A 10,763-nucleotide genomic window follows, 5' to 3' on the forward strand; every position below is an offset into this window, starting at 1 on the left:
CTCAAACAGGGGATCGTGGGGAACGAGAGGGGCCAGGCGCCCGCCGGGCCCCCCCCCCCCTTTCGGGGGCCGGGCTCCGGGCGCCGCCGCCGGCTCGCGACCTTGCCGGCGGTGCCGTAGCCGACCAGGACGGCGCCCGAGGTCTCCTCGGCGGCGGGGGCGGGCCGCTCGACGGGCTCGCGGCTCTCGATGGCGGTGTCGTCCTCCACCACCGTCTCGCCGGGCAGCGCCATCTGCGCGGGCGTCTCGGCCGGCCCGGACAGCCCCGGCGAGCCCTGCGCGATCGCGATGATGGGGGTGCCGACCTCGACCGTCTGGCCCTCCTGGACGAGCAGCCCCGAGACCGTGCCCTCGAACGGGCTGGGGAGCTCGACGAGCGACTTGGCCGTCTCGATCTCCACGATCACCTGGTTGAGCGCGACCCGGTCGCCCGGCTGGACGCGCCACGAGACGATCTCGGCGTCGATGAGGCCCTCGCCGACGTCGGGCAGGGTGAACTCGGAATCAGCCATCGTGCGGTCCTCTTGTTCGTGCCGCGCGGGCGGCGGGAGTCGTGACGCGGTCGGCGTCTAGTAGGCGAGCGAGCGGTCGACGGCCTCGAGGATGCGGTCGGCATCCGGGAGGTAGAGCGTCTCGAGCTTCGCGGGCGGGAACGGGGCGTCGAACCCGGAGACGCGGATCACGGGCGCCTCGAGCGAGTAGAACGCGCGCTCCATGACGGTCGCGGCGATCTCGGAGCCGACGGACACGTGGCCCGGCGCCTCCTGCGCGACGACCAGGCGGCCGGTGCGCTGGACCGACTCGAGGATCGGGCCGTAGTCGACGGGCGACAGCGAGCGCAGGTCGACGACCTCGACGCTCGTGCCCTCCTCGGCCGCGAGCTCCGCGGCCTGGAGCAGCATCGACACCATGGCGCCGTGGCCCACGAGGGTCACGTCCGTGCCGGAGCGCACCACGCGGCTCTCGTGCAGGCCCACGCCGGGCGCGGAGAAGTCGACCTCGCCCTTCGGCCGGTAGCGCGACTTCGGCTCGAAGAACATGACCGGGTCGTCGGACCGGATGGCCTCCTGGATCATCCAGTAGGCGTCGTGCGGGGTGCTCGGGCTGACCACGCGGAGGCCGGGGGTGTGCGCGAAGTACGCCTCCGGGCTCTCCTGGTGGTGCTCGATGGCGCCGATGTGGCCGCCGTAGGGCACGCGGATGACGACGGGCATGCGGACCGCACCCTCGTGCCGGTTCGTGATCTTCGCGAGCTGGCTCGTGATCTGGTCGAAGGCCGGGTAGATGAAGCCGTCGAACTGGATCTCGCAGACCGGCCGGTAGCCGCGCATCGCGAGCCCGATCGCCGTGCCGACGATGCCGGACTCGGCGAGCGGGGTGTCGATGACCCGACGGGCGCCGAAGTCGCGCTGCAGGTGCTCGGTGATGCGGAACACGCCGCCGAGCGGGCCGATGTCCTCGCCCATGAGGAGGACCTTCTCGTCCTCCTCCAGCGCGCGGCGGAGGCCGGCGTTCAGGGCCTTCGCCATGGGCATGCTCTCGATGCCGACGGGCGCGCCGTCAGCGGTCGTCGCGGCGGCGGCGGCGGATGCTGCCGCGGCGGCGGACGCGCGGTCGATGGTGTCGGTCATCGGTTCCCTCCCAGGGAGGCCTCGTAGCGCTCCAGCCACTCGCGCTGCTCCGTCGTGACGGGGTGCGGATCGGAGTAGACGTGGTCGAAGATGCCCGGCAGCGCGGGGCTCGTGAGCTCGATGGTGCGGCGGCGGACGTCGGCGGCGAGGTCCCGCGCCTCCTCGTCGATGCCGTCGAAGAGCGACTGCGGCGCGCCCTGGTTCCGCAGGAAGGCCTCGAGGCGCGCGATCGGGTCCTTCGCGACCCAGCCCTGCAGCTCCTCGTCGGTGCGGTACTTCGTGGGGTCGTCGCTCGACGTGTGGGCGCCGACGCGGTAGGTGAGCGCCTCGATGAAGGAGGGCCCGCCGCCGTTCCGCGCGTCGTCGAGGTGCTTCGCGGTCACCGCGTAGCTGGCGAAGACGTCGTTGCCGTCGATCTGCGTGCTCGGCACGCCGAAGCCGCGGGAGCGCAGGTACAGGGGCGTCCGCGACTGCGTGGCGACGGGGACCGAGATCGCCCAGTGGTTGTTCTGGAGGAAGAAGACCTGCGGGGTCTGGAAGCTCGCCGCGAAGACGAACGCCTCACTGACGTCGCCCTGGCTGGTGGCCCCGTCGCCGTAGTAGGCGATGACGGCGGTGTCGCGGTCGGGGTCCCCGGTGGCGACGTCGCCGTCGAAGGCGACGCCCATGGCGTAGCCCGTGGCGTGCAGCGCCTGCGAGCCGATGACCAGCGTGTAGAGGTGGAAGTTGCCGACCGCCGGGTCCCAGCCGCCGTGCGTCACGCCGCGCATGAGGCGCACGATGTCGACCGGGTCGATCCCGCGGATGAGCGCCACGCCGTGCTCGCGGTACGCGGGGAACACATGGTCCTGCGGGCGCGTGGCCCGACCCGAGCCGACCTGGGCCGCCTCCTGCCCCGTGCTCGGCGCCCAGAGTCCCAGGTGGCCCTGCCGCTGGAGGTTCGTGGCCTCGAGGTCGAACGCCCGCGTGAGGCGCATGTCGCGGAGGAAGCCGCGATGGTCGTCCTCCGTGAGTCGCTCGAAGTACGGGAGGAACTCCTCGGCGGAGTCGCTCGGCGCGAGCTCGCCCGAGGGGGTCAGGAGCTGGACCGTCACATCGCTTTCCGGCATCGTCCCAACCTACCGGCGCGCCGGGTGGCCCTCCGGCAGGCCCCGGACAATTCCCGCCGACGCGTTCAGTAGCTTCCGGACAGAGGCCGGCTCGCCGATGGTGACGCGGATCCCCTCGGACCCGAAGGCGCGCACCACGAGCCCGGCCGCGGCCAGCTGCGCCTCGACGCGCGCCGTCTCGGCGCCCGTGGCCAGCCACACGAAGTTGCCGTGCGGCCGCGGGACGTCCCAGCCCTGCTCCGTGAGCGCGCGCCATGCCTCGTCGCGGTCCCGGGCGAGGATCCGGACGCGCTCCAGCAGCTCGTCCTCGTGCTCGAGGGAGGCGAGCGCGGCGTGCTGCGCGTGGCCCGTGACCGACAGCGGGATGGCCGCGGACCGCGCGGCGTCGAGGATCCGCGGGTGGCCGACGGCGTAGCCGATGCGGAGGCCCGCGAGCCCGTACGCCTTCGAGAACGTGCGCAGCACCACCAGGTTCGGGTGGTCGCCGACCAGGCGCATGCCGTCGAGGGCATGCTCCGGGTCGACGAACTCGCCGTACGCCTCGTCGAGGAGCACGAGCACGTCGCGCGGAACCGCCGCGATGAGGCGCTCGAGGTCCTGCTCGGTCACGAGCGTGCCCGTGGGGTTGTTCGGCGTGCAGACGATCACGACGCGCGTGCGGTCCGTGATCGCGGCGATCATGCCGTCGATGTCGTGGGAGTGGTCCGGCAGGTTGGGGACGGGGACGCCCGTGGCGCCCGCGACCGTGATGAGCGTGGGATACGCCTCGAAGGAGCGCCACGCGTGCACCACCTCGTCGCCGGCCCCCGCGGCGGCGGTGATGAGCTGGGACAGGATGGCGACGGAGCCGGCGCCCGCGTGCACGTGGTCGACCGTGACGCCGAAGCGCTCGGCGAGCGCCGCGCGCAGCAGGGTCGCCCCCGCGTCCGGGTAGCGGTTGACGTCCCGCACCTGGTCGATGCGCGCGAGCACCGAGGGCAGCGGGTCGAAGGGGTTCTCGTTGCTCGACAGCTTGAAGTCGTCCTCGCCGGCGGGCTTGCCCTGCCGGTACGCGACCATGGCCGCGATGGCGGGCCGCAGGCGGACCGGAGCCGGGGCGTCGAGGGGGGCGTCGCCCGAGGGGGACGCGTCCGCCGACGTCGCGGACGCCTCGCGGGAGGGGGACGGGGCCGTCTGCGCGGGTTCGGGGATCACCGGGCGATTCTACGGGCGGGCCGAGGCGGCGCCCATGGCCCGTCCGGCCCGGGTCTGGGAGGATCGGGGCATGTCCCGCTTCCTCGTCCGCGTGGTCGTCAACGCCGTCGCGCTGTGGCTCACCACCCTCATCGTCTCCGGCACCGTCGTGACCGCCTACGAACCGGGCGACACGACGGCGACCGTCCTCACCTACCTGCTGCTCGGCGCCATCTTCGGCGTCGTGAACGGGGTGATCGGCACGGCGATCCGCATCGTGGCGTTCCCCCTCTACGTCCTGACGCTGGGGCTCATCTCGCTCGTGGTCAACGGGCTGCTCTTCCTCCTGGTCGGGGCGATCTCGGACGCGCTGGGCTTCGGCCTCACGGTCGAGGGGTTCTGGTGGGGCGTGCTCGGCGCCCTGCTGATGGCGCTCTTCAGCTGGCTCGTGGGCCTCGTCATCCGGCCGGTGACCTCCCGGGTCTGACGCGCGGGTCACATGCCGGCGCCCGACCCGGGCGCCGGCGCCCCGGACACGCGCTCGGCACGGTAGAGGTGGGAGGCCACCGGGGTCGCGCCGTCGAGGAAGCCGCGGAGCGCGTCGCGTGCCTCCGCCAGCAGCGGCGACCGCGAGGCGTCCATCTCCGCGGCGGTCGCCCGGTAGGTGTCGAGCTGATGCGCGTCGAGCACCCCGGCGTCCGCAGTGGGTCCGAAGGCACGGGACCGGACCACGACGTCGTCGCCCGCCGCGCCGTCGGAGGTGCGCGAGCCCCCGAGCGGCGGGACCGGGTCGTCCGTGTGCTCGACCGCCACGCCGTCGATCCCCGACCGCAGCGGCAGCTGTCCGACGGGGGAGCCGAAGGTGAGCTCGTGCGCCACGTGGAAGCGCGGGTCGTCGCCGACCGCGCGGGCGACGATGCCGCCCATGGAGTACCCCACGACGTAGACCTCGTCCTCGGCGGTGGCGCCCGCCTGCCGTAACGCCGCCTCGGCGGCGCGCACCGCGGATCCGCCCTCCGTCCCGAGGGCCGCGGCCGCCGACGCGGGTCCGAAGTCCTCGCGTCCGGTTCGGGGATCGAGGGTCTGCATCCCGCCGACGTAGGCGACGAGACGGCGACGGCCCCCGGGAGCCCGATACTCCTCGACGCGCATCTGCGCGGCGCCGGCCACCGGATCCGGGATGCGGCCGGCGAGGTCGGCGAAGGTCGTCGGAGCGGCGCGGAGGGCGTCGGGCCGGGCGCGGAGGGCGGCCGGGGCATCGCGCAGGACGCCGACGACGCCCAGCGCGGCGAGCAGCCCCGCGGCCGTCTCCCGGACCCCGTCGTCGCCGGAGGGACGCGCCGGAAGGAACCGCGTCGCGGCGGCGGCCGCATCCGAGACCGCGTCGCGGAGGGCCGCCGGGAGCATCGTCCGCGCGGGCCCGTCCGGATGCGACGCGATCAGCACGCCGAGGCCCAGGAGCCGCAGCCCGTGGACCCAGGACCCGCCGACGTCGCGGACGAGGGCCATCGGGCCGGAGGCGGCACCCTCGGCCATGTGCCCGGCCCCGGGCCCCGCGGCGGCGCGGACGCACCGGTCGACGTCCCGCTCGCCGTCCGCGTACTCCGCGGCCGCCCGACGCAGGTCGACGGCGAGCGCCCGTGCGTCGTGCGCCGCGGAGGCCAGGAGGCCGCGGGGCGGGTCGAGCGCCGTGTCGTGCCGGCCCGTGACGGTGTCCACGAGCGGCGGCAGGGCGAGCGCGCGGGCGTGGGTGTCCAGGCGCTCCCCCGCGTCGTCGAGCCGCGCGGCGATCCGGACCAGATCGTCGGTGACGACGGCGGTGCCGCCGCCCTGCGTGACGGTGAGGCCGGGCACATCGCCGCCCGTCACGCGTGCGCTCCTCGACAGGCCGGTGACGATCCCGATGCCTGCGCGTCGTGCAGGAGGGCTGCCGCACGCGCGACGTGGCCGGCGAGGTCGTCGAGGGAGCGCGTGAAGGCGTCGTGCGCGCTGCCGGACCACGACGGGTCGTCCCGGCAGCACGCGATGGCACGACGCGTCTCGGCCACCGCGTCCGCCAGGGCCGCGAGGGCGTGCGCGCGCGACCGCGCCTCGGCGACCATCTGCCCCGGGGTGGCCCCCGATCCCCGCGGATCCGCCGGGCCGCTCGCACCGCCGGCCATCGCACCCCATCCGTCTGCTCGTTCCCGCACCGCGTCGCCTCCCCGTGCCCGTCCCAGTCCCCGTCCCCACGCATCGTGCGGCCCCTCGGCTTCGAGGAGGCACGGGCGGCGCGTCCGGGGGACGGCATCGCACGCGGGGGGTGTGGGGAGGGATCGCAGCCGACAGAATGAGCGCATGGGAGCCCCCGACCCCCCGGCCCCGACGGCACCACCACCCGTCTTCCGGATCGCCTTCGTCTGCACCGGCAACATCTGCCGCTCCCCCATGGCGGAGATCGTCTTCCGGGACATGGTGCAGCGCGCGGGGCACGCGGATCGGGTGTCCGTGACGAGCGCGGGGACGGGCGACTGGCACGTGGGCGAGCAGGCGGACGCGCGCACGCTCGCGGCGCTGGAGCGACGCGGCCTCTCGGGCACCGCGCACCGCGCCAAGCAGTTCGACGCGGACACGCTGCCGGACCTCGACCTGGTGGTCGTGTTCGATCGCGGGCAGGAGCGGACGCTGCGCCAGTGGGCCCGGACGGAGGCCGACCGCGCGAAGATCCACCTGCTGCTGTCGTTCGACCCTCCCCAGGCGCACCTGCGGGACGTGCCCGACCCGTACTACACGGACGCGGCGATGTTCGATCGGGTTCTTGGGATGATAGAGCGTGCCGCCCGGGCCCTCCTCACGCAGGTGGAGCCCGGGATCCGTTTCCCCAGCTAGGAGATCACCCGCATGAGCCCGTTGCCCCCGCAGGTGCTGAGCCCCCTCGACGGCCGCTACGCCCCCGTCGTCACCGAGCTCGGCGAGCACCTCTCGGAGGCGGGCCTCAACCGGGCGCGCATCCACGTCGAGATCGAGTGGCTCATCCACCTGACCGACCGCTCGCTCCTCTCCTCCACGCCCTTCACGGATGCGCAGAAGGCCGCCCTCCGCGAGGTCGTCACGGGCTTCGGGCAGGAGCAGATCGACGCGCTCGCCCGCGTGGAGGCCGTCACCCGGCACGACGTGAAGGCCGTGGAGTACTTCGTGCGCGACCGCCTCGAGGAGCTGGGGCTCGGGCACGTGGCCGAGCTCACGCACTTCGCCTGCACGAGCGAGGACATCAACAACCTCTCGTACGCGCTCGTCATCGACCGCGCGGTGCGGGAGGTCTGGCTGCCGAAGCTCGTCGCGGTCATCGGCGCCATCCGCGAGCGCGCGCTGCTTTTCCGCGACGACGCGATGCTGTCGCGCACGCACGGGCAGCCCGCGACCCCCACCACCCTCGGCAAGGAGCTCGCGGTCTTCGTGCACCGGCTGGAGCGCCTCCGCGCCGACGTGGAGGACGTGGAGGTGCTGGGCAAGTTCAGCGGCGCGACGGGCACCTTCGCGGCCCACCTCGCCGCCGACGGCTCCGTCGACTGGCCCGCCGAGTCACGCGCGTTCGTCACCGGCCTGGGACTCGTGTGGAATTCCCTCACGACGCAGATCGAGTCGCACGACTGGCAGGCGGAGCTGTACACGCGCATCGCGCACGTGAACCGCGTCCTGCACAACCTGTGCACCGACGTGTGGACCTACATCTCGCTGGGCTACTTCCGGCAGATCCCGCAGGCGGGCGCGACCGGGTCCTCGACCATGCCCCACAAGATCAACCCCATCCGATTCGAGAACGCGGAGGCGAACCTCGAGCTCTCCGACGCGCTCCTCGACTCGCTGGCGGCGACGCTCGTGACCTCGCGCTTGCAGCGCGACCTCACCGACTCCACGACGCAGCGCAACGTCGGCGTCGCGCTCGGTCACTCGCTGCTCGCTCTGGACAACATCGGACGAGGGCTCCAGGAGATCGACGTCGATCGCGCGCTGCTCGCCGCCGACCTCGACGCCAACTGGGAGATCCTCGGAGAGGCGATCCAGACGGTCATCCGCACGGAGATCGTGGCGGGGCGCAGCTCCATCAGCGATCCCTACGCCGTGCTCAAGGAGCTCACGCGCGGCAAGCGCGTCGGGCGCGACGAGATGCGCGCGTTCGTCTCCGGCCTGGACATCGGCGACGCGGCGAAGGTCCGTCTGCTCGAGCTGACGCCGGCCGGATACGCGGGCCTGGCGTCGCAGCTGGTCGACCACATCCTCTGACCCGTCGCGATCCGGTCGTGGGCGAGGCCGCCGCGTGCGCCTCGCTCGGGCCGGATCCCATCGGGATCACGGCCCGCCCGGGCCTCGGCGCTCACGGCCCTCGGTGGGCGGGTAGGCGATGGATGCGGGCCGACCGGCGACCTGCGACCCTGCGACCTGCGCGCGCGGCTAGTGCCGGGTCGGCCGGTCGGGGTGGTCCTGCTCGTCCATGTCCTGCAGCTCGTCGCGGTTCGGCTTGAACGACAGGGCGAGCATGGCCAGCATCACGAGGGCGCCGATGAACGCGACGCCCGTGAACACGACCACGACCGTCCACCCCTGACCATCGGCGGGACGGGTGCTGAGCGCCACGATGACGCCCACGAACACGGCGAGCGCGGCGGCGATGCCGAGGAGCTCGGCGGGGCGCATGCGGTCCTTGCGGATGTTGGAAGTCACGGTCAGCTCGCGCTCTCGGTGGTCCGGGGGGCGTCCGCCGCGGAGGTCGCGGTGGGCGTGGAGGTGCCCCATTTCATGCTCAGGGCGGCGATGACCAGGAAGACCCCGACGATCGCCGCGTAGGCGCCCAGGAGGCCCACGGCCACCACGGGCGCGGTGAGCTGGCCCTCGCGCTGCTCGACTCCGCCGTACTGCACGACGAGATCCGGCGGCACCAGGAGGAAGGCGACGGCGAGCACGACCGTGAGCGCGCCGGTGGTGATCGCGTCGCTCGCACCGGGCACGCGGCCGCGTGAACGCAGACCGGCGACGAGCTCGAGGAAGCCGGTGATCGCGGCCCAGACGCTCACGACGTAGAGGAGCACCAGCACGCCCCCGTCCCGCGCGAGGAGCGCGGCGACCCCGGCGACCACGGTGAGCGCGCCCTGCGCGATGGCGCTGGTGCGGAGGCGGGCGGCGGGCCCGCGGAGGGCGCGCGCGCCGAGGCCCGCGGTGATGGCGCCCGAGAGGATCGCGAAGACGCCGAACGCCGTCAGGCCGAGGGCCGGCGAGTGGTCGCTGGAGAAGGTGATGAACGCGGCGAGAGCGAGGGCCGGCAGTGCGCGCAGGAGGAGCACGGGCCAGTACGCCGCCCGGAACGTCAGCTCGTCCTCGGACACGGCAGCCTCTCTCTCCATCCGGGCCAGCCTACTCGGTGGGTTCCTGGGCGGATGCTCGGGCGGACGCCCGCGGTGACGCCCGCGCGCGGCTGGCCTAGGCTCGGGACGTGACGAGTCCCCTCCCCCGTCTGGCCGCCGCGACGGCCGGTGCGGTCGCCGGGCTCGTCATCGTCTGCGCCGTGGGCGTGGCGTGCGGGATCGTCTACGCGAACCGGGCGTTCTGACGGCACGGCGGAGTCGCCGTCGCCGGACGGATGCGCGGTACGGGTCGGCCGGTCGCGCGGATCACGCGGGAGACGGCAGGAGAGCGCGGCACCCGCGGATCGGACCATCGCGACCGCCGCCCGCACCGGTGCCGCACCAGCACCCGCACCCGCACCCGCACCCGCACCCGCACGACCCGTGCCCGCCGGCTCCGCCCCGGATCCGCCCGCACCGCCCCGCCTAGCCCCGTAGAACCACCCCGTCCCCCGCAATCGAGAGGCCCCGCCGTGTCCCAGCCCGAGATCGCGTCGCGAACCGGAACCGCCAGCGGCCACGCGACCGGCGGCCGTGCGACCGGCGGCTTCATCCCGGTCGACCGCGCCGTCGTCGCCGCGCCCGAGGGAGCTGCGGCGGCCCTGGCCCGGCGCGACCGGCTCGCCCTCGGCATCGACATCGGCGGCACGACCCTCAAGGCCGGGATCGTCGACGTCACCACGGGGATCCGGCTCACGGAGCGGATGACGGTCGGGAAGCCCGTCGGCGGCGAGCCCGAGGACATCGCGGACGTGATCGCCGAGATCGTCCTCGAGCTCACCCCCGACGAGGACCTGCCCGTGGGCGTGGGGGTCCCGGGGATCGTGCGCGACGGGATCGTGCGCTCCTCCGCCCACATCTCCGACCGCTGGCTCGGCATGGACGCGCGCTCGGCCATCCGCGAGCGGAGCGGGATCGACGTGCTCACCGTCAACGACGCCGACGCGGCCGGCGTGGCCGAGCTCGAGTACGGCGTGCTGCAGGGTCGCGGCGGGCTCGTGATCCTCACCACGCTGGGCACGGGCATCGGCACGGCCCTGCTCCACGACGGCACCCTCATCCCGAACAGCGAGCTGGGGCACATCCACCTCGACGGCGGCGACTACGAGATGCAGGCGGCGTTCTCCGCCGTCCGACGCGAGGGCATCACGTTCGAGGAGTGGGCGGCGCGGCTCCAGCGCTACTACCGGCACCTCGAGTCGATCATGTCGCCCGACCTGATCGTCGTGGGCGGCGCCGCGGCCCACGAGTTCGGGCGCTTCTCCGCGTTCCTCGACCTCGACACCGAGATCATCGCGGCGAGCCGCGGGAACGACGCCGGACTCGTCGGCGCGGCGCTCCTCGCGCACCGGGCGGGCGTCGCCCCCGACTGACGGCGGGCGTCACGCCGACTGACCGGGCGGGCCTCCTGCGGCTCGGATCAGCGGCCGGCTCGGCGGAACGGCCCCGCGGCCCTGCGGGTCGGCCTCGCG

12 protein-coding genes are annotated in these 10,763 nt (G+C 74.0%); 4 read left to right on the plus strand and 8 right to left on the minus strand.

The window, feature by feature from the left end:
* The 4 genes from Q6969_RS08305 to Q6969_RS08320 all read right to left on the minus strand — a co-directional run.
* Positions 1–512: biotin/lipoyl-containing protein (locus Q6969_RS08305; RefSeq protein ID WP_317230003.1), on the minus strand; the 512-nt coding region annotated here is incomplete at its 3' end.
* A gap of 57 nt (positions 513–569) precedes the next feature.
* Positions 570–1,535, minus strand: coding sequence for an alpha-ketoacid dehydrogenase subunit beta (locus Q6969_RS08310; protein WP_317230013.1), 966 nt, complete (start codon positions 1,533–1,535; stop codon positions 570–572).
* 92 nt (positions 1,536–1,627) lie between these two features.
* Entirely contained in the window at positions 1,628–2,740 is a 1,113-nt protein-coding gene (locus Q6969_RS08315) for a thiamine pyrophosphate-dependent dehydrogenase E1 component subunit alpha (RefSeq protein WP_317230004.1), read from the minus strand.
* 9 nt (positions 2,741–2,749) lie between these two features.
* Positions 2,750–3,799: a histidinol-phosphate transaminase gene (locus Q6969_RS08320; RefSeq protein ID WP_396335527.1), complete on the minus strand. Its 1,050-nt coding sequence runs from the start codon at positions 3,797–3,799 to the stop codon at positions 2,750–2,752.
* Positions 3,800–4,004: 205 nt separating this feature from the next.
* Here Q6969_RS08320 and Q6969_RS08325 point away from each other — a divergent pair, with 205 nt between their 5' ends.
* Positions 4,005–4,400 (plus strand): phage holin family protein, encoded by a 396-nt coding sequence (locus Q6969_RS08325; RefSeq protein ID WP_317230005.1) that lies wholly within the window; start codon positions 4,005–4,007, stop codon positions 4,398–4,400.
* A gap of 8 nt (positions 4,401–4,408) precedes the next feature.
* Here the strand turns inward: Q6969_RS08325 and Q6969_RS08330 are convergent, their stop codons facing one another.
* Together Q6969_RS08330 and Q6969_RS08335 are read right to left on the minus strand one after the other, a co-directional pair.
* Positions 4,409–5,782, minus strand: a complete 1,374-nt coding sequence (locus Q6969_RS08330; protein WP_317230006.1) for a hypothetical protein — start codon at positions 5,780–5,782, stop codon at positions 4,409–4,411.
* Positions 5,779–6,075 (minus strand): hypothetical protein, encoded by a 297-nt coding sequence (locus tag Q6969_RS08335; RefSeq protein ID WP_317230007.1) that lies wholly within the window; start codon positions 6,073–6,075, stop codon positions 5,779–5,781. Before Q6969_RS08335 ends, Q6969_RS08330 begins: the two co-directional genes overlap by 4 nt.
* Before the next feature lie 175 nt (positions 6,076–6,250).
* Here Q6969_RS08335 and Q6969_RS08340 point away from each other — a divergent pair, with 175 nt between their 5' ends.
* Positions 6,251–6,781, plus strand: coding sequence for a low molecular weight protein-tyrosine-phosphatase (locus Q6969_RS08340; RefSeq protein ID WP_317230008.1), 531 nt, complete (start codon positions 6,251–6,253; stop codon positions 6,779–6,781).
* A gap of 12 nt (positions 6,782–6,793) precedes the next feature.
* Positions 6,794–8,176, plus strand: a complete 1,383-nt coding sequence (gene purB / locus Q6969_RS08345) for an adenylosuccinate lyase (protein WP_317230009.1) — start codon at positions 6,794–6,796, stop codon at positions 8,174–8,176.
* Between the two features lie 168 nt (positions 8,177–8,344).
* On the opposite strand, the gene Q6969_RS08350 is transcribed toward purB, so the two are convergent.
* Positions 8,345–8,614, minus strand: a complete 270-nt coding sequence (locus tag Q6969_RS08350; protein WP_317230010.1) for a hypothetical protein — start codon at positions 8,612–8,614, stop codon at positions 8,345–8,347.
* A 2-nt stretch (positions 8,615–8,616) separates the two neighbouring features.
* Positions 8,617–9,291: a hypothetical protein gene (locus tag Q6969_RS08355; protein ID WP_317230011.1), complete on the minus strand. Its 675-nt coding sequence runs from the start codon at positions 9,289–9,291 to the stop codon at positions 8,617–8,619.
* 473 nt (positions 9,292–9,764) lie between these two features.
* On the opposite strand from Q6969_RS08355, the gene ppgK reads away from it, so the two are divergent.
* Positions 9,765–10,664 carry a polyphosphate--glucose phosphotransferase gene (gene ppgK, locus Q6969_RS08360; protein ID WP_317230012.1) on the plus strand — a complete coding sequence of 300 codons (900 nt, stop codon included), beginning with the start codon at positions 9,765–9,767 and terminating at the stop codon, positions 10,662–10,664.
* The last annotated feature ends 99 nt before the right edge of the window (positions 10,665–10,763 follow it).

The sequence above is a fragment of the Clavibacter sp. MX14-G9D genome (genome assembly GCF_032917815.1).
GTDB classification, from domain to species: Bacteria; Actinomycetota; Actinomycetes; order Actinomycetales; family Microbacteriaceae; genus Clavibacter; species Clavibacter michiganensis_K.

What these genes read in the sequence shown, in the direction of transcription:
- purB (WP_317230009.1), top strand. Translation starts at nt 6,794, where the DNA reads ATGAGCCCGTTGCCCCCGCAGGTGCTGAGCCCCCTCGACGGCCGCTAC.
- Q6969_RS08315 (WP_317230004.1), bottom strand. Translation starts at nt 2,740, where the DNA reads ATGCCGGAAAGCGATGTGACGGTCCAGCTCCTGACCCCCTCGGGCGAG.
- Q6969_RS08325 (WP_317230005.1), top strand. Translation starts at nt 4,005, where the DNA reads ATGTCCCGCTTCCTCGTCCGCGTGGTCGTCAACGCCGTCGCGCTGTGG.
- Q6969_RS08310 (WP_317230013.1), bottom strand. Translation starts at nt 1,535, where the DNA reads ATGCCCATGGCGAAGGCCCTGAACGCCGGCCTCCGCCGCGCGCTGGAG.
- Q6969_RS08355 (WP_317230011.1), bottom strand. Translation starts at nt 9,291, where the DNA reads ATGGAGAGAGAGGCTGCCGTGTCCGAGGACGAGCTGACGTTCCGGGCG.
- Q6969_RS08320 (WP_396335527.1), bottom strand. Translation starts at nt 3,799, where the DNA reads ATGGTCGCGTACCGGCAGGGCAAGCCCGCCGGCGAGGACGACTTCAAG.
- Q6969_RS08340 (WP_317230008.1), top strand. Translation starts at nt 6,251, where the DNA reads ATGGGAGCCCCCGACCCCCCGGCCCCGACGGCACCACCACCCGTCTTC.
- Q6969_RS08335 (WP_317230007.1), bottom strand. Translation starts at nt 6,075, where the DNA reads ATGGCCGGCGGTGCGAGCGGCCCGGCGGATCCGCGGGGATCGGGGGCC.